This is a genomic window from Microvirga splendida (assembly GCF_016427565.1).
In the GTDB taxonomy this organism is placed as follows: Bacteria; Pseudomonadota; Alphaproteobacteria; order Rhizobiales; family Beijerinckiaceae; genus Microvirga; species Microvirga splendida.
In genome coordinates, this window is sequence record NZ_JAELXT010000001.1 from 110,638 (window position 1) to 128,213 (window position 17,576).

The window sequence follows — 17,576 nt, forward strand, 5'->3', positions numbered from 1 at the left end:
CATGCACCTCTCACCACGTCGCGTTCGGATAGGCCCGCTGCAGGAACTGAAGATCGGCCAAGATATAGCCGAGATGCTCCGAATGAATGCCGCGCTTGCCGCCCCGCTGCGCCCAGCCGGGCTGAGGCACGGTCAGCGTGGCCTCTTCCAACGTTGCGCGGACGAGACCGAGCCAGGGTTCGTGCAGCGCCGCGAGATCGGGACCGATGCCCTCGCGGACCATCGCCTCATCGACTTCGTCGGACTCGAACAACTCGCCCGTGAACATCCAGAGATCGTCGATCGCCGCCTGCATGCGCCGATGGCTCTCCTCCGTGCCATCGCCGAGGCGCAGAACCCAATCGCGGCTGCGCTCCAGATGGTAGGTCACTTCCTTGAGGCCTTTTGCAGCGATCTCGGCGATGCGTCCGTCCTTCGATCCTGAGAGCTCCCGCAGCAGCAGATAGTGCCAGGCATCGAAATAGAACTGGCGCGCCATGGTCGCGGCGAAGTCGCCGTTCGGCTGCTCCACGAGCAGGACATTGCGGAACTCACGGGCGTCGCGCAGATAGGCGAGCTTGTCGGCGTCGCGCCCCTTGCCTTCGATCTCTCCCGCGAGATTGAGCCAGAGCTGCGTCTGCCCGATGAGGTCAAGGGCGACATTGGACAGCGCCAGATCCTCTTCCAGCGCAGGCGAATGACCGCACCATTCGGACAGGCGGTGCCCGAGGATGAGCGCGTTGTCGCCGAGGCGCAGCAGATACTCGAAGAGCGTGGTCTGCTCGGCCATCACATATGCCCCAGCTCTTCCGGGATCTCGTAGAAGGTCGGGTGGCGATAGACCTTGCTGTTGGCCGGGTCGAAGAGCGGGCCCTTCTCGCTGGGCGAGCTGGCGGAAATGTCGGACGCCTTCACCACCCAGATGCTCACGCCCTCGTTGCGGCGCGTATAAACGTCACGCGCATTCATGATGGCCATCTCGGCATCCGGCGCATGCAGGCTGCCCACATGGCGGTGGGCCAGACCGTGCTGGCTGCGGATGAACACCTCCCAGAGCGGCCATTCCTTCTTGTCGGTCATGTCTTGTCTCCCGCTCACGCAGCCCTGGCCTGCGCCCGTGCCGCCTTCTTGGCCGCATAGGCATCGGCGGCCTCGCGCACCCAGCGCCCCTCTTCATAAGCCTTCACACGCGTGCGCAGGCGCTGGCGGTTGCAGGGGCCATTGCCGGCGATCACCTGATAGAACTCGTCCCAATTGACCGCGCCGAAATCGTAATGCCCGCGCTCGGCGTTCCACTTGAGATCGGCATCGGGAACGGTGAGGCCGAGATACTCCGCCTGCGGCACAGTCTGGTCGACGAATTTCTGGCGCAGCTCGTCGTTGGAATTGATCTTGATCTTCCAGCGCATGGATTGCGCGCTGTGCACGGAATCCGCATCGGACGGGCCGAACATCATCAGGGACGGCCACCACCAGCGGTTCAGGGCATCCTGCGCCATCGCCTTCTGCTCAGGCGTTCCTTTCGCGAGCTTCATCATGATGTCGTAGCCCTGACGCTGATGGAAGCTCTCCTCCTTGCAGATGCGGATCATGGCGCGGGAGTAAGGGCCGTAGGAGCAGCGCTGCAGCGGCACCTGGTTCATGATCGCGGCGCCGTCGACGAGCCAGCCGATGGCCCCGATATCGGCCCAGGTGAGCGTCGGATAGTTGAAGATGCTCGAATACTTGGCCTTGCCGCTGTTGAGCTGCTCCAGGAGTTCGTCGCGGCTCACGCCGAGGGTTTCGGCGGCGCAGTAGAGATAGAGGCCGTGGCCGGCTTCGTCCTGGACCTTGGCCAGCAGGATGGCCTTGCGCTCGAGGGTGGGAGCGCGGGTGATCCAGTTGCCCTCCGGCTGCATGCCGATGATCTCGGAATGGGCGTGCTGGGAGATCTGCCGGATCAGGGTCTTGCGGTAGGCCTCCGGCATCCATTCCTTCGGCTCGATCTTAATGTCGGCATCGACGCGATCCTGGAAGGCGCGCTCCTCGGGAGACATCTCCTCCTTGGACTGGATGTGGTCGATGCCCGTCTTCACCATCTGTGCATACACGGCGCTTCTCCTTAGCCTTCGATGGTCGGCTCCCGCCCCGAAACCGGCTCCTGTCAGGGAGGCTAGCCGTATACCGGGGATGCAAGCCAGAGCCCATGCGGGCATCTATCTAACGCTGTTCCAGTCGTCGGCGCTCCAGAGAACAGTCGGAATGATCCGGCAGGCGCCTTTCGAATTCTTCTAATATGTCACAAAAAAAGCGATCTTCAATATTTTTTCGTAACATATTTCTCGGAAGCCTCCAGCCCGGTTGCAGGCTTGAGCGAGGCGAATCGCCCCCGGAAGTCGCTGCCGGCCTCCGGCAGATCCCCCTTGTCATTGTGGGCATGAGCGTCGATCCACTGCTCCGAAGCCGGAACTAGAGCTTTGTAGATCGTGCCGCAGAGGACGCGGGCGGTCGCTCCCGCCCAGGGCTGCGGGAGAAGCTGGGCGGGCAACAGCGGATCCTTGAGGACGGCACGGCGATAATCGTGAATCAGCAGAATCCGGACGAGAAGGGCATCCAGATCGCTGCGGGCAGCCCCCCGCTCGAGAGCACCGAGGATATCCGAGTAGACCTCGATGAAGCGCTGATAGCGGCTCTCGATCTCAGCCAACGGCCAAGCCCGCTCGACGAGGCGCTGGGCGGTCGGCAGGTCGGCCGGCGCTGCCGACAGGCGCAGGAAAGGCCCTTGGCTCTTGGCCGACGCTGCGGCAGCCACCATGAAGTCCGCTCCGAGGGCGCCATACCCGGCCTCCATCAGCTCAGCCTTGAGCGCGCCCCGATCCTGAATGCTTTCGAGCAGGAGAAGGTCGAAGGAGCCGTCCCAATCCTGGGGCGGATCGGCATAGATCCGCCGGGTTGCCTGCGCAAATGCCTCCTGCCCCCGAGGGGCGAGGCGATAATAGCTGTTGCGCCCCACCTTCCAGCGCTCGAACCAACCCTCGGTGACAAGACGGGACAGGGCCGTCCTGACGAGCGTGTCGCTGATCCTGAAAGCCCGCATGATCTCATGGAGCGAGGCGAGGGACAGCACCCCGCCCCGGGGCACGACCGCATCCCCGAAGACAGTGACGATCAGGGAACCCGCTCGGATTGGGGTCCGCTCATGAAACCTGTCCAGGAGGGTTTCCACAAACCCGGCCATTCACGCCTACTCCGGTTCCAGATGGGCGGACGGTCCTCGCCCGCCGGCCTCGCTCCCCACCTACAGATTCCATCCGGCCATTGTCGAGCCCGAGCGGGTACGCCACATGGCAAAATTCCTTGACTAACCGACCGGTCGGTCAATAATGCCGCAAAGGTGTGGCGATGCCAATGCAGCTGCACATTCATCATTCAAGGTGCCCCATGAGACTTGAGAGCTTCGTTCGCGGAAGTTGGATGTCGCCCGGCCAGGAACGCGCCGAAATTCGCAGCGCCGTCACCGGCGACGTGGTCGCCGAGGTCGCCAGCGGCGGCTTCGACATGGGCGAGGTGCTGGCCTATGCCCGTCGGGTCGGCGGCCCCAACCTGCGTCGGCTGACCTTCCACCAGCGGGCCGAGATGCTCAAGCGCCTTGCCATTCATCTGACAGAGCGCAAGGAGCAGCTCTACAAGCTCTCCTACCAGACCGGCACCACGCGCTCCGACAACTTCATCGACGTGGACGGCGGCATCGGCACGCTGTTCGTCTATGCCTCCAAGGGCCGCCGTGAGCTGCCCAACACCACGTTCCTCATCGACGGCGCCGTGGAGCCCCTGTCGAAGGGCGGCAGCTTCGTCGGCCAGCACGTGATGGCGCCGATGCACGGCGTCGCGGTTCACATCAACGCCTTCAACTTCCCCTGCTGGGGCATGCTGGAGAAGCTCGCGCCCGCCATCCTGGCCGGCGTGCCGGTGGTCACGAAGCCGGCGACGATCACGTCTTACGTGGCGCATGCGCTGGTGCGCATGATCGCGGAGTCCCGCATCCTTCCCGAAGGCGCGCTCCAGTGCATCATCGGCTCGACGGGCGATCTGTTCGACCATCTGACCTGTCAGGACGTGGTGTCCTTCACCGGCTCGGCCGACACGGCCCAGAAGCTGCAGCGGCATCCGGTGATCGCCAGGGAATCCGTTCGCTTCATCGCCGAGCGCGACTCGCTCAACGCCGCGATTCTTGCGCCCGATGCCGGACCCGGCACGCCGGAATTCGACCTCTTCATCAAGGAGGTCGCGAAGGAGATGACGGTCAAGGCGGGCCAGAAATGCACGGCCATCCGCCGCGCCATCGCACCTGACGCGCATGTGCCTGCCGTGATCGAGGCCCTGCGCGAGCGGCTCTCGAAGGTCACGGTCGGCAACCCGGAACTCGACAACGTGCGCATGGGCCCGGTGGTCGGTCTCGGCCAGCGCCGGGACGTGCTGGCCCAGGTGGCGAAGCTGCGGAGCGAGGCGGATATCGTCGTGGGCGACCCGGACAACTTCACGGTCGAGGGTGCGGACCGTGAGCGCGGCGCCTTCATTCCGCCGCTTCTGCTGCATTGCCCCGATCCGATCCGCGCCACCAACGTGCACAGCGTCGAGGCCTTCGGCCCGGTCTGCACATTGATGGGCTATGACGGGCTCGATCAGGCCGTGGCTCTCGCGAACCGCGGCGACGGCAGCCTCGTCGCGTCGGTCTACACCTACGACCCCGCCATTGCGTCCGATCTCGTCTTCGGCGTCGGCGCCTTCCACGGCCGTCTCGTGCTGATCGACCGCGACTGCGCCAAGGAGCAGACGGGCCATGGCTCGCCCATGCCGCACATGGTCCATGGCGGGCCGGGACGCGCCGGCGGCGGCGAGGAGCTCGGCGGCATGCGCGGCGTGCACCATTACATGCAGCGCACGGCCCTCCAGGGCTCGCCCGCGATGCTTTCACGCGTGACGCAGAGCTGGATCAAGGGCGCTCCGATGGTCCAGGAGGGGCGCCATCCCTTCCGCTACCATTTCGAGGACCTCGCCATCGGCCAGACCTTCATCTCGAAGGAGCGCATGATCACTCTCGAGGACATCGAGCACTTCGCCGAATTCACCGGCGACACCTTCTACGCCCACATGAGCGAGGAGGCCACGAAGGACCATCCGTTCTTCCCCGGCCGCGTGGCTCACGGCTACCTGCTGCTGTCCTTCGCGGCCGGCCTGTTCGTCGACCCGGATCTCGGGCCGGTTCTGGCCAATTACGGCCTCGACTCCTTACGCTTCCTCAAGCCCGTGCAGCCGGGCGAGACCATCAAGGTCCGGCTGACGGCGAAGTCCAAGTCGCCGCGCAACGAGGAGTATGGCGAGGTGCGCTGGGACGTGGAGATCACCACGGACAAGGACGAGACGGTCGCGACCTATGACCTCCTCACCATGAATGCGGTGCGTCGTTGATGGAAGAATATTGGCAGCACATGCCAGTTGCTGTGAGATAAGGTTGGTATCCGCCGCTTCGTCACGACTGGCAGCGGATATCAGAAGAAGACTGTTTGGGGGAACCGATGTCCACATTCGACCAAGCCGCCGCCGAGCGGATGCTCACCGATGTCTTCGCGCCCTGGATCCAGGCGCTCGAACTCTCCGTCGAGAGCCTGCATCCTGAGGGCGCGGTTCTGCGCATGCCGTTCTCGGAACGGCTGTGCCGCGACAACGGCGTGATCTGCGGCCAGGCGCTCATGAGCCTTGCCGACACCGCCATGGTGTTCGCCGTCTCCTCCGCCGGGGGCGCGTACCGCCCGATGACCACGGTGGACCAGACCATGCACTTCCTGCGCCCGGCTGCGAAGGCGGATGTGCTGGCGGACGCGAAGGTCGTTCGCCTCGGGCGGACCATGGCCTTCGGCACCGTGACGCTGACCACGGCCGGCGACAGCCGCCCCGTCGCCATTGCGCAGCTCGCCTATGCGCTGCTGCCCGAGAGCAAGTAGACCAAGTTCATTTCAGAACGGCAGCGCCACGCTGGTCTTGATCTCCTTCAGGACCACGTTGGTGCGCACGTAGCGGATGCCGGGCAGGCGGAACATGAACTCGTCGAGAAACGCGTTGTAGGCCTGCATGTCGCGCACCACGACCCGCAGGTGATAATCGGCATCGCCCGTGGTGGCGAAGCATTCCAGCACCTCGGCGCGCTCCGTCACCCTGGAGACGAACTCATCGACGAAGGTCGCGTCGTGCCGCTCCAGCGACACGTGCAGGATCGCCGAGGTGGTGAAGCCCGCCTTCTCCCGGTCGACGAGGGCCGAATAGCCGGTGATCACCCCGGCCTCCTCCAGCGCCCGAACGCGCCGCCAGCAGGCGGAGGTGGACATGCCCACATCCTCGGCCAGCTGCTGGTTGGTGGTGCGCCCCTCCCTCTGCAGCTGCACCAGAATGTGCTCGTCCTGCTTCTCCAGCATGGCGCCCTCCCGTTGGTGATTTTTACCAGATATAGCGCCGGATTCCGCGACATCTACCACAAAGAAGGCGTGACGGGGAAAGAATAGGAAGCACCTACCAGCCGTTCGGAAGTACCATACTTAGCCACGACATGGCTCTTCATGCGGGATCAGGCTGATGACACGCGTTCCGTCCCTCGACGATTACCGGCTCTCCGACCGCTATGCCCGCGAGACCGGCCGGGTGTTCCTGACCGGCACCCAGGCGATCATCCGGATCGTGCTCGATCAGGCCAGGCGCGACCGGCTGGCGGGCCTCAACACGGCGGGCTTCGTCTCGGGCTATCGCGGCTCGCCGCTCGGCGGAGTCGATCTCGAGTTCTGGCGCATCAAGGAGCAGCTGAAGGAGCACCGCATCGAGTTCCTGCCCGCTGTCAACGAGGACCTTGCCGCCACTGCGGTGCTGGGCTCGCAACAGGTGGAGACCGACCCCAACCGGCAGGTGGAGGGCGTGTTCGGCCTCTGGTACGGCAAGGGTCCCGGCGTCGACCGCTCCGGCGATGCCCTGAAGCACGGGAACGCCTATGGCTCCTCGCCCCATGGCGGCGTGCTGGTGGTGGCGGGCGACGACCATGGCTGCGTGTCCTCGTCGATGCCGCACCAATCCGACGTGGCGTTCATGAGCTGGTTCATGCCGACGCTGCATCCCGCGAGCGTCGCCGAGTATCTCGAGTTCGGCGAGTACGGCTATGCGCTGAGCCGCTTCTCCGGCATGTGGGTCGGCTTCAAGGCGGTGTCCGAGATCGTGGAATCCGGCACCTCCGTCGAGCTGCGCCCGCCGAGGCAGTTCAACGAGCCAGACTTCACGCCGCCGCCCGGAGGCCTGCACTACCGCTGGCCGGATCTGCCGGGGCCGCAGATCGAAGAGCGCATGGAGGCGAAGAAGCACGCCGTCTATGCCTTCGCCAAGGCCAACCCCATCGACCGGCGCATCTACGACATTCGCGATGCATCCTACGGCATCGTCACCACGGGCAAGGCCCATCTCGACCTGATGGAGGCGCTGCGCCTCATCGGCCTCGACGAGGCAGCCTGCCGTACCCACGGCATCGACATCTACAAGGTCGGCATGGTGTGGCCGCTGCCGCTGCACGACGCCATGGAATTCGTGAAGGGCAAGCGCGAGATCCTCGTGGTTGAGGAAAAGCGCGGCATCATCGAAAGCCAGTTCAAGGAATACTTTTACGACTATCCGGGCTCGAAGCCCGAGCGCATGGTCGGCAAGCACGACGAGACGGGCGAGCGCCTCATCCCCTGGACGGGCGAGCTCACGCCGCGCTTCCTCGCCGGCGTTCTGGCCAAGCGCCTCGACCCGATCTTCCCCGGTCTCGACCTCGCGCAGCGCGTGGATGCTCTCACGCCGGACGCGGAGCGCGTGATCACTGTTTCGGGCGCGACGCGCACGCCCTATTTCTGCTCCGGCTGCCCGCACAACACCTCGACCAAGGTGCCGGAAGGCTCGAAAGCGCTCGCGGGCATCGGCTGCCACTTCATGGCGAGCTGGATGGACCGGGAAACCTCGTCCCTGATCCAGATGGGCGGCGAAGGCGTGAACTGGGCCGCCTCGTCCAAGTTCACCGGCCAGGGCCACATCTTCCAGAACCTCGGCGAAGGCACCTATTACCATTCGGGCTCCATGGCGATCCGGCAGGCCATGGCGGCGGGCGCCAACATCACCTACAAGATCCTGTTCAACGATGCGGTCGCGATGACGGGCGGCCAGCCCGTGGACGGGCCGGTGAGCGTCTACGCCATCGCGCATAGCGTGCGGGCGGAAGGCGTGCAGCGCATCGCGCTCGTGTCGGACGATCCCGACAAGTTCGTGCCGGCGGATCTGCCCAAGGGCGTGACGATCCATCACCGCGATGAACTCGACGGAGTCCAGAAGGAGCTGCGCGACATTTCCGGCGTGACGGTGCTGATCTACGAGCAGACCTGCGCCACCGAAAAGCGCCGCCGCCGCAAGCGCGGCCAGATGGAGGATCCGAAGCGCTTCGCCTATATCAACGACCTGGTCTGCGAAGGCTGCGGCGACTGCTCGGTGGCGTCCAACTGCCTGAGTGTGGAGCCGAAGGAGACGCCGTTCGGCCGCAAGCGCAAGATCAATCTCTCCACCTGCAACAAGGACTTCTCGTGCCTCGACGGCTTCTGCCCGAGCTTCGTCACGGTGGAGGGCGCCACGCGCAAGGCGAAGATCACGTCGGGCTTCGATGCGGCGGCGCGTGCCGCGTCCCTGCCCTCACCGGCTCTTCCCGCGCTCGACAAGCCGTTCGACCTGCTCGTCACCGGCGTCGGCGGCACGGGCGTCGTCACGATTGGCGCGCTCATCAGCATGGCGGCGCATCTCGAGGGCCGCGGCGTGTCGGTGCTCGATTTCACCGGCTTTGCGCAAAAATTCGGCCCGGTGCTGAGCTATCTGCGCATCGCCACAAACCCGGGCGAGTTGAACCAGGTGCGCATCGACCAGGGCGCGGCGGATGCGCTGATCGGCTGCGACCTCGTGGTCAGCTCCTCGCCCAAGGCTTCCGGCACTTATCGCGCGGGAACGCGCGCCGTGATGAACACCGCCGAGATGCCCACCGGCGACGTGGTGCGCTTTCGCGACGCGGATCTCGCCAGCCGCACGCGGCTTCGCGCCATCGAGCGCGTCATCGGCCAGGGTAACATGGCCACCGTCAATGCGAATGCGCTCGCCGAGACGCTGCTCGGCGATACGGTTTTCGCCAACGTGATGATGCTGGGCTTTGCCTGGCAGCAGGGGCTGGTGCCGGTCTCGTTCGACGCGCTCTCCCGCGCCATCGAGCTCAACGGCGTGGCGGTCGAGCGCAACCGGCAGGCCTTCGCCTGGGGCCGCCTGCTCAGCGCCGATCCGGCCATCGTGCAGGAGGTGGCGAACGACAAGCCGGAGGAGCCCGAGACGCTGGATCAGGTGATCGCCCGGCGGGTCGCTTTTCTTACCGATTATCAGGATGCGCTCTACGCCGGCCGCTATGAGATGATGGTGTCCCGGGTCCGTAAAGCAGAAAATGCGCTTGGGTCCGAGACCCTCACCGACGCGGTGGCGCGCTCGCTGTTCAAGCTCATGGCCTACAAGGACGAGTACGAGGTCGCGCGCCTGCACATGGAGACCGGCTTCCTCGGCAAGCTGCGGCAGGAATTCGACGGCGACTTCACGGTGAAATACCACATGGCGCCGCCGCTCCTGTCCTCGAAGCGCGATGCGCGGGGCCGCCCGAAGAAGCGCGCCTTCGGCCAGTGGATCCAGACGCCCCTGCGCGTGCTGGCCAGGATGAAGATCGTACGCGGCACGCTCTTCGACGTCTTCGGCTACACGGCCGAGCGGCGCACGGAACGGGCGCTGATCGGCTGGTACGAGGCCCAGGTCGAACGCATCCTGCAAGACCTCGACGCACAGCGCTTCGCCGACCTGCTGGCCATCGCGAAAGCCCCGATGGACATCCGTGGCTACGGCCCCGTGAAGGAAGCGGCCATCCACAAGGTGCAGGCCGAGGTGGAGCGCCTGTGGTCGCGCGCGGCGGAACAGCCTGAGGTGATCGACACGCGCACGCGCGAAGCTGTAAGCGCGTGAATCTCGCCGGCAGGGTTGCGAGATCGAGCCGGCGCGTGATGCCGATGGCGTCCAGGAAGGCCTCGTCGTGGCTGACGATCAGCAGCGCCCCGTCATAGGCCCGCAGGCCCGCCTCCACGGCCTCGATGGAATCGATGTCGAGGTGGTTCGTCGGCTCGTCGAGGATCAGGAGCGCGGGCGGCTGCAGCCCGCCCAGCACGCAGGCAAGCCCCGCCCGCAGCACTTGTCCGCCGCTCAAAGTGGAGACGGGCTTCAAGGCGGCGTCCGCCCGGAACATGAAGCGCGCGAGCGCCGCCCGGCAGGCATTCTCGTCCACGGTCGGGTTGATGCGCCGGAAATTGTCGCGGATCGAGGCGGAAGGGTCGAGCAGGCTCACCCGCTGGTCGAACAGGGCGAAGTCGGTGAAGACCCGCACGCTCCCGCTCAACGGCTGCAGTTGCCCGGTGACGAGCGCGAGCAGCGTCGTTTTCCCTGAGCCGTTCGGCCCCACGACGGCGACGCGCTCCGGTCCCACGATGGAGAAGGAAAGATCGTGCAGGATCGGTCGCTCCGGCGCGTAGCCGGCGCTTGCCGCATCGACCATGAGAACCGTCTTGCCCGGCGGCAGGTGAGTCGGCGGCAGGACGACGGAGAAGGGCTGCAGGACCTCGATACGCTCCCGCGCCGAGGCCGCGGCGTCGAGGGCCTGCGAGCGCCGCCGCTCCGCCAGGCGCGCATTCTCGCCGCTCGTATCCTCGCTCCGGTCCTTCATGGCATTCATGAGAATGCGCGGCATGTCGCCTTTGGCGCGCTTCCTGTGGCCGGCTCCGTCCTTGCGGGCCTTTCGCTCGGCGACCGCCTGTGTTCTCCGGTCGATCTCGGCGACACGCTTCTCCGCATCGGCGAGATCGTGCCGGGCCGCCGCGAGCTCCAGCGCCTTGCGCTCGCGATACCGGCTCCAGTTGCCGCCATAGCGCGTGGCGCCGAGCGAGGTGAGCTCGACGATGGCATCCATGGTGTCGAGCAGCTCGCGGTCATGGCTGACCACGATGGCGCCACCGCGCCATTGGCCGAGAAGATCGATCACCGCCGCGCGCCCCTCCCGGTCGAGGTTGTTGGTGGGCTCATCGAGGAGCAGGAAGTCGGGCTCGGCGAACACGAGCGCCGCAAGGCTCGCCCGCGTGCCCTGCCCGCCCGACAGGGTCGCAAGCGGCGTGTCCGGCCGCGCATGGAGGCCGACGCGGGCAAGAGCGGCTTCGATGCGCGCCTCCAGGGTCCAGTCCGCATCCGCCAGCTCCTCGAGCGTCGCCGCGCCGTTCTCGGCGCGGCGCAGGAGCGCGAGAGCCTCGGTGACGCCGAACAGGCTGGCGATGGTCTCGGCCCGGTCGAGATGAACCGACTGACGCAGGATCCCGAGGCTGCCGTCGACGGTGAGGCTGCCGGAGTTAGGACGCAGCTCGCCGGCGATCAGCCGCAGCAGCGTGGTCTTGCCGACGCCATTGCGGCCGACGAGGCCCGTCCGTTCGGGGCCGAAGCCCAGGTCGAGATCGGAAAAGAGGGCGCGGCCGTCAGGCGTAGCCCAGGAGAGGCCGGAAAGGGTAATCGAAGCAGGCATGGCGATGGATGGTCCCGGTGGCAAGGCAAAGCGGCGTTGCTGTCCGGTGGAAATCCATGTGGGCGCACATCCTGTCGAAAAGGACGCCTTAACGGAGAGGCGTCGGAGGCAAGTTATAGGCAGGGAGCAGAAAGGCCGCAAGCTCCGGCGGGGCACGCAGATGTCCCGACCGGTGGCGCCGTCAGACCGCGCCGCTGTTCTGCGGCCGCTTGGCCATCACGTCCAGCAGCGCGGCGACCAGGTCGTCCGGCATGATGGGCTTGTGCAGGAAGGTGGCGTTGGGCGGGAGGTCGCCCGGCCCGGGGCCGGTCTTGCCGGAGATCACCAGGACGGCCACCTCCGGCCAGCCCTGCCGCACCAGCCGGGCGAATTCGAACCCGTCCATGGAGCCCGGCATGTTGACGTCGGTCAGGATGGCGTCGATCTCGGGCCGCGTTTTCAGGAGCTCGAACGCCTCGTCCGCGTCCTGGGCCTCGACGACCCAGAACTCGGCCTCCTTGAGGATGTCGACCTGGGTCAGGCGAACGAGGGGTTCGTCTTCCACCAGCAGGACGACGGGCTGCTTCACGACGCGACGATGCGGTTTCATCCAGCATGAAACGGCGACGGCTCTATCCAGTTCCCTCCCGTCGAGCAGCCGTGATGAGCGATGCAGCGGCCGGAAGGCCGAAGCAGGATCAGAAGCGCTTCGCCGTGGCCCTCAGCTGCTTGATTCGGTCCACCACTTCCTGCGTGTGATACGGCTTTTTCATCAGGGGGCCGGCTTCGCAGAGGGTTCCGGCGATGTCAGCCGACCGCTCCGCCCCTGAGGTGAGGATGACCTGGGTCTCGGGCTTGTTGGACCGGACCCAGCGGGCGAGCCCGAAGCCGTCCATCTCTCCCGGCATCTCCACGTCGCTGAACACGATGTCGACGGACACCTCCGGGGCCTGGAGGATGAGGATGGCCTCCTGGGCGCTGACGGCCTCATGGACCCGGTAGCCGCATTCGCGCAGATACTCGGCGACCACGAGGCGGATCAGCACCTCGTCCTCGACGACGAGGATGGTCTGGAGGGGGGTGTCGGCTTCGGCCGAGAGATGGGTCGATGACGTGCTCACGCGAAGCTAACCGCCGAGCTTTTGCCTTTGTTCCTGCGGTCAAGCTTGCGTGGGTGGCGGCCAGTTCAGGCTGTCTGCGGCGAGCCTGGCGACCTCGGCAGTCTGGTAAGGCTTGCGGACAAACGGCTCAAGGCTGCCCGGCGGATCCGCCTCCCCGGACGTGACAATCATCTTCGTCGGAGCGGGCCTCTCGCGAATGTGACGAACCACGTCCCAGCCGCTGCCCGCCACCGGCAGGTCGAGGGCCAGGACCAGAAGATCGACCGGGACCGCATCGAGCACGGTCAGGGCCTCCGGGGCGGAGCCGGCCTCCAGCACCTTGAATCCCCAGGCCCGCAGCTCGTCGCTGACACGATACCGGATCCGGACATCCCCTTCGACGACGAGAATGGTCGGTGGGGTCCGGCGTGGAAGAACCGTAACGGATGCAGCACTCATTCTTGCCCCAGACGCACACAACTGGCGGACAACGTCGTGACGCCCTGCGGGTTCTCCTGTCCTGTTCTCCTGTGCGCCACGTCACCTCGCGGGAAGGGCTGGCTCCGGCAGGCGGAACCGTCTATCAATGGCCACGTTTGCCATCAGCCTGTCCTCTTGTCCCTTCGGTCCCGTGTCCCACCAGCAACCCCTCGGCATCGTTCTCCTGGTCGAAGACGAACCGCTCGTGCGGCTCGTTACGGCCGACATCCTGATGGAGGCGAACTTCCGGGTCATCGAGGCCGGGGACGCCGAGGAGGCCCTGCGCGTCCTGAAGGCCGAGGTCGCGGTCGACGTGCTGGTCTCGGACGTGGAGATGCCGCCGGGCATGAACGGCTATGAGCTGGTGGGCCATGTCCACCGGGGCTGGCCGGAGGTGGCGATCATCGTCTCATCGGGCCGCGAATGGCCCAAGGAGGACGACCTGCCGCCGGGGGCGGTCTTTCTCGCCAAGCCCTATTTGAATGCCACCCTGCTGTCGCACGTCCAGGCGGCCGCCGCGAGGGCGCAGGAGGCACGCCGCCTCAGGCGCGAGGCCGGCACGGCGGGCGGGAGCGCTCCCGTGGCGGATATTTCCAAGACGGCCTGAGACCTCCCCGAGGATCCCGGCGAAAAAAGGCGCAGCCGAAGCTGCGCCTTTCGATTCGCGTGATTGAGGCTGATCGGGCCGCAGCGTCAGGCCGCCCGGACACCCTGCAGGAAGCCTTCCACCTCCCGGGTCAGGGCAGACGAGTTGGTGGCCAGCTCCCCGGCGGCCGCCAGCACCTGGGAGGCCGCCGAACCGGCATGGGTGGCCGCTCCTTGGACCTGGACGATGCTCTGGGTCACCTCCTGGGTGCCGCGCGCCGCCTCGCTCACATTGCGGGCGATCTCCTGCGTGGCCGCCTGCTGCTCCTCGACCGCAGCCGCCACGTTGGTGGCGATCTGGTGCACCTCCTCGATGGTCAGGCCGATCTCCCGGATGGCGTCCACGGCGCCCCTGGTGGATTGCTGGATCTGGTTGATGTGCGAGGTGATCTCGTCCGTGGCCCGCGAGGTTTGGTTTGCCAGTTCCTTCACCTCGGCGGCCACCACGGCGAAGCCCTTTCCGGCCTCCCCGGCGCGCGCCGCCTCGATGGTGGCGTTGAGCGCCAGCAGGTTGGTCTGGCTCGCGATGCTGTTGATGAGGGCGACCACCTCGCCGATCTTCTGCGCGCCGTCGGCGAGCGTCTCGACAAGCTCGTTGGTCCGGCGCGCGTTCTGCACGGCCTTGGCCGCGGCCGCCGAGGTCTGCGACACCTGCGTGCCGATCTCGTTGGACGATGCGGCGAGCTCCTCCGTGGCGGCGGCGACCGCCTGGACGTTGCTGGAGGTCTGCTCGGCCGCGGCCGCCACCGAGTTCGACTGCTGGTTCGTCTGCTCGGCCGTCGTGGCCATCGAGCGGGCCGTGGCTTCCATCTGCTGGGCGGCGACCGAGAGATGCTGGACGAGACCGCCCACGCTGCCCTCGAAGCTCTGAGCGAGCGCGACCATCTCGTGCCTGCGGCGCTCGGCGGCCTGCTTTTCGGTTTCCGCCTGCTGGCGCCGAAGCCCCTCCGCCTCGTGCATGGTGGCGGCGAAGACCTGCGTCGCCTTCCAGATGTCGCCGATCTCGTCGCGCCCGGCCTTCGCCTGCGGCAGGTTGTAGTCGCCGGATGCGAGCTTCTGGATCGCCTCGGTGACGATCTTCAGCGGACGGGCGATCTGCCGGTGCCCCACGAGCCAGCCGATCAGAAGCGCCAGGATGGAGCCGCCGAGCGCGATGGAGACGAGAAGCATGAAGCGCTCGGCGTAGAGTTCCTCGGCCCTCTTCTCCACCGCCGCGATGTCTTCGCTGCCCTTCTTCGTCAGGGCATCGATGCTGACCTGGAAAGCCTTCCTGTTCGCCCGGTTGGCGTCGTTGTTGCCCTGCGCGTTGGCGGCCTCGGGCGACACCTCGGCGCCGAGGCGCACGGTCTCGGACCGGAACGCCTTGAAGCCGGCGGCATCCTTCACCACCGCGTCGAACAGCGCCCTTTGCGTGCTAGGGACGACCGGCTCCCATTCCTTCAGGAGCGCGTCGATTTCCTTCAGGCTCGCGGTCAAACCGTCGCCGAACTTGCGGGCTTCCGTCGTATTCGCGGAGGCATAGATGCCGCGCGCTTCCATGACCACGTGCGTCACCAGCCGGTTCAGGCGCTCGCCGTAGAGCGCGCGCGTGGCTGCGAGCCTCACGTCATCGACCGCCTGATTGTAGCTCTGCAAGGTGCTGATGCCGACTGCGGCAATGACCACCGCAACGAAGCTCAAGGCAGCCACAAGCGCAAATATCTTCGTCCTGATCTTCATGCATCCCCCGGAATGATTTGGTCCGCAATATCGGTGAGTACAGGCAGCAGTATTCACAGGATGCTTGCGCCGGGCTTGCTCCGGCTGTTCAGAGTTTTCAACAGGCTTTCTCTGCGGGAGGTCACGGATTGTTAAGCATAACCCCATAGGAATGATTGCAGTCGATTTTCAGAGCGGCGGATTCCATGGGCGTACGGTTCGATAAAGTGTTGGAGCAGGTGGCCAGGGCAGGACAAGCCGGGCGCGGGGCCGCCGCCGAGTCCCAGGACCGCAAGGTGCGGCGCCTGGAGGAACTGATCCGCGCGCGCGAGGCCGTGGGCGACCGCATCGTCATGTGCCTCGGACTGGCGCTCACCCTCTCGGCGGTGGCTCTTCCGGTCTATGCGGTCTATCTCAGCGACGGCTACGCCTATCTCCAGAGCGCCGGAAACGGCCTGATGATGAGCAAGGGCTCGGAGGTGAGCCAGGCACGGGCGGCCGATCTCAGCCCGACGACGACGGGCTCTTTGAACCGGCAGAAGAATGTGGAGCCGGTTCTGGAGGCCAGAAGCGACCGGGCGGCGCTGGCCATCGACCGGCAGAGCCGGTTTCAGCGCTACGTGATTCACCGCGCCACGAGCGAATCCGCCCTCATCGAGGGCCCCGAAGGCGTCTGGTGGGTCACGCCCGGCATGACGCTCCCCGGCATCGGCCAGATCATCTCGATCGAGCGTTCCGACAACGGCTGGGTGGTTCTGACATCCGAGACCATGATCAGCCAGCGGCCGACCGCGAAGGCGTCGAGCTAAAAACCGCTTGGCCCTTGCCTGAAAGCGCTGCCCTCCCGGGCGGCGCTTTTGTCGTTTCTATTTGGTGGCGGTCACGATGGGCGCAGCCTGGTTGCCGAGCCACACCCATGCGGCGTTCTCCGAACCTTCCCGCTTCACATAGCGGTAGCCGGTCTCCTGCCAGGGGAGGACGACTGAGCGCTTGTTGTCCAGGATGTAGTCGCCGCGATCGGTGCGCACCATCAGAACCGCGTGACCTGCGCCGAGTTCGTCGATGACCACCGTCATACGCAGGGCGCGGCGCGGCAGGCCCGCCTCGATGAGCACGCGGCGCTTCAGGATCTGAATGTCCTCGCAATCCCCGACCCCGTCGTCCGGATAGTCCCAACGGTCGGCCACGCCCCAATGATCCTGATCGGTCACCGGGACGATCGTGGCGTTCACACGCTCGTTGACCTCGGCGAGAAGCTTCCAGGTCTCCGAATTCAGCGTGATGACGGCAGGCTCGGATGCATCGAGCGCGCACTCCGCGGGCATCTGCTTGCAGAAGGCGATCCAGGCCGGCGTCGGCCCGGCCCCTCCGGACGACAGGATGGCGGCACTCATCACCGGAAGGTTCAACTGCGGGAACGCATGGGCCGAATGTGTTGCAGCGACAGTCGACAGGATCGCACCGCCGATTCCAGCAGCGGCCAGTAACCGCCTCTTCGTCTGCTTTAAGAAATCGATCCTGCTCATGCCCCGCACCTATTCGCTTCTTTTGATCAAAGCTGTCAGCCGCACGAGATCTGTGCAAGCGCGATTGTGAGGAAGATGACAGAACGATGTCGCAGTGTTGACTTCAAGCAACAGGCCGGTGCGCAGACAATAAGCGGAGCGTTGATACTCTCCGAACGAAGAGGAACGCGACGGCCGCAAGGTCGACCCCGAAGACTTGCCGGCGCCGGCGGAAACGGCCTGGTCCGCTCACACGACCAGGCGAAAAGGCCGCCTTCATCGCCGCCCGGCCCGCGCTTCGTCAGTAGCGGCGCAGCACCCCGCTCTGGCTCTTCGCCCAGCTCCTGGCCCGTTTCGACGAGGCCATGAGACGAACAGCGGGAGTCCCGACAAGACCGATCAGCGATGCAACGATAACCGGCAGCAGAATGACACTCATGCACCTCTCCTCGAAACCGACGGCTCTGTCGTTCGGATGCATCATGCGCCGGGAGCCTTGTGCGAGCCTGACAGGAGCGG

At 65.9% G+C, this 17,576-nt stretch carries 16 protein-coding genes and 1 pseudogene; 5 read left to right on the forward strand and 12 right to left on the reverse strand.

Annotated elements, in window-relative coordinates:
* Window positions 1-10: 10 nt before the first annotated feature.
* The 4 genes from paaC to JAO75_RS00560 form a co-directional block, all read right to left on the reverse strand.
* Window positions 11-769 carry a 1,2-phenylacetyl-CoA epoxidase subunit PaaC gene (gene paaC, locus JAO75_RS00545; RefSeq protein ID WP_199045731.1) on the reverse strand — a complete coding sequence of 253 codons (759 nt, stop codon included), beginning with the start codon at window positions 767-769 and terminating at the stop codon, window positions 11-13.
* Window positions 769-1,059: a 1,2-phenylacetyl-CoA epoxidase subunit PaaB gene (gene paaB / locus JAO75_RS00550; protein ID WP_036353730.1), complete on the reverse strand. Its 291-nt coding sequence runs from the start codon at window positions 1,057-1,059 to the stop codon at window positions 769-771. Before paaB ends, paaC begins: the two co-directional genes overlap by 1 nt.
* A gap of 14 nt (window positions 1,060-1,073) precedes the next feature.
* Window positions 1,074-2,069 (reverse strand): 1,2-phenylacetyl-CoA epoxidase subunit PaaA, encoded by a 996-nt coding sequence (gene paaA, locus JAO75_RS00555; protein WP_199045733.1) that lies wholly within the window; start codon window positions 2,067-2,069, stop codon window positions 1,074-1,076.
* A gap of 206 nt (window positions 2,070-2,275) precedes the next feature.
* Window positions 2,276-3,196 carry a PaaX family transcriptional regulator gene (locus JAO75_RS00560; RefSeq protein ID WP_199045735.1) on the reverse strand — a complete coding sequence of 307 codons (921 nt, stop codon included), beginning with the start codon at window positions 3,194-3,196 and terminating at the stop codon, window positions 2,276-2,278.
* Between the two features lie 203 nt (window positions 3,197-3,399).
* Between JAO75_RS00560 and paaZ the strand changes: the two genes are divergently transcribed.
* Both paaZ and JAO75_RS00570 read left to right on the forward strand, forming a co-directional pair.
* Window positions 3,400-5,427, forward strand: a complete 2,028-nt coding sequence (gene paaZ / locus JAO75_RS00565; RefSeq protein ID WP_199045737.1) for a phenylacetic acid degradation bifunctional protein PaaZ — start codon at window positions 3,400-3,402, stop codon at window positions 5,425-5,427.
* Between the two features lie 107 nt (window positions 5,428-5,534).
* Entirely contained in the window at window positions 5,535-5,960 is a 426-nt protein-coding gene (locus JAO75_RS00570) for a PaaI family thioesterase (RefSeq protein WP_199045739.1), read from the forward strand.
* A 12-nt stretch (window positions 5,961-5,972) separates the two neighbouring features.
* Here the strand turns inward: JAO75_RS00570 and JAO75_RS00575 are convergent, their stop codons facing one another.
* Window positions 5,973-6,428, reverse strand: a complete 456-nt coding sequence (locus JAO75_RS00575; protein ID WP_199045741.1) for an Lrp/AsnC family transcriptional regulator — start codon at window positions 6,426-6,428, stop codon at window positions 5,973-5,975.
* A 157-nt stretch (window positions 6,429-6,585) separates the two neighbouring features.
* Here JAO75_RS00575 and JAO75_RS00580 point away from each other — a divergent pair, with 157 nt between their 5' ends.
* Complete coding sequence (locus JAO75_RS00580) at window positions 6,586-10,056, forward strand: indolepyruvate ferredoxin oxidoreductase family protein (protein ID WP_199045743.1); 3,471 nt, start codon at window positions 6,586-6,588, stop codon at window positions 10,054-10,056.
* A gap of 16 nt (window positions 10,057-10,072) precedes the next feature.
* Here JAO75_RS00580 and JAO75_RS00585 read toward each other — a convergent pair.
* The 4 genes and pseudogenes from JAO75_RS00585 to JAO75_RS00600 all read right to left on the reverse strand — a co-directional run.
* Window positions 10,073-11,650, reverse strand: a pseudogene (locus JAO75_RS00585) (ABC-F family ATP-binding cassette domain-containing protein); the annotation flags it as partial.
* A 181-nt stretch (window positions 11,651-11,831) separates the two neighbouring features.
* Window positions 11,832-12,239: a response regulator gene (locus tag JAO75_RS00590; RefSeq protein ID WP_199045744.1), complete on the reverse strand. Its 408-nt coding sequence runs from the start codon at window positions 12,237-12,239 to the stop codon at window positions 11,832-11,834.
* An 88-nt stretch (window positions 12,240-12,327) separates the two neighbouring features.
* Window positions 12,328-12,750, reverse strand: coding sequence for a response regulator (locus JAO75_RS00595; protein WP_199045745.1), 423 nt, complete (start codon window positions 12,748-12,750; stop codon window positions 12,328-12,330).
* 39 nt (window positions 12,751-12,789) lie between these two features.
* Window positions 12,790-13,188 carry a response regulator gene (locus JAO75_RS00600; RefSeq protein WP_199045746.1) on the reverse strand — a complete coding sequence of 133 codons (399 nt, stop codon included), beginning with the start codon at window positions 13,186-13,188 and terminating at the stop codon, window positions 12,790-12,792.
* A 127-nt stretch (window positions 13,189-13,315) separates the two neighbouring features.
* Here JAO75_RS00600 and JAO75_RS00605 point away from each other — a divergent pair, with 127 nt between their 5' ends.
* The gene (locus JAO75_RS00605; protein WP_199045747.1) at window positions 13,316-13,816 is read left to right on the forward strand and encodes a response regulator; all 501 of its coding nucleotides are present in this window, start codon (window positions 13,316-13,318) and stop codon (window positions 13,814-13,816) included.
* An 86-nt stretch (window positions 13,817-13,902) separates the two neighbouring features.
* Here JAO75_RS00605 and JAO75_RS00610 read toward each other — a convergent pair whose 3' ends face one another.
* Window positions 13,903-15,573 carry a methyl-accepting chemotaxis protein gene (locus JAO75_RS00610; protein ID WP_199045748.1) on the reverse strand — a complete coding sequence of 557 codons (1,671 nt, stop codon included), beginning with the start codon at window positions 15,571-15,573 and terminating at the stop codon, window positions 13,903-13,905.
* Window positions 15,574-15,728: 155 nt separating this feature from the next.
* On the opposite strand from JAO75_RS00610, the gene JAO75_RS00615 reads away from it, so the two are divergent.
* Window positions 15,729-16,361 carry a hypothetical protein gene (locus tag JAO75_RS00615; RefSeq protein WP_199045750.1) on the forward strand — a complete coding sequence of 211 codons (633 nt, stop codon included), beginning with the start codon at window positions 15,729-15,731 and terminating at the stop codon, window positions 16,359-16,361.
* A 57-nt stretch (window positions 16,362-16,418) separates the two neighbouring features.
* Here the strand turns inward: JAO75_RS00615 and JAO75_RS00620 are convergent, their stop codons facing one another.
* Complete coding sequence (locus tag JAO75_RS00620) at window positions 16,419-17,078, reverse strand: transglutaminase-like cysteine peptidase (RefSeq protein WP_199045752.1); 660 nt, start codon at window positions 17,076-17,078, stop codon at window positions 16,419-16,421.
* Between the two features lie 280 nt (window positions 17,079-17,358).
* Window positions 17,359-17,496, reverse strand: a complete 138-nt coding sequence (locus JAO75_RS00625; RefSeq protein ID WP_199045753.1) for a hypothetical protein — start codon at window positions 17,494-17,496, stop codon at window positions 17,359-17,361.
* Window positions 17,497-17,576: the final 80 nt, after the last annotated feature.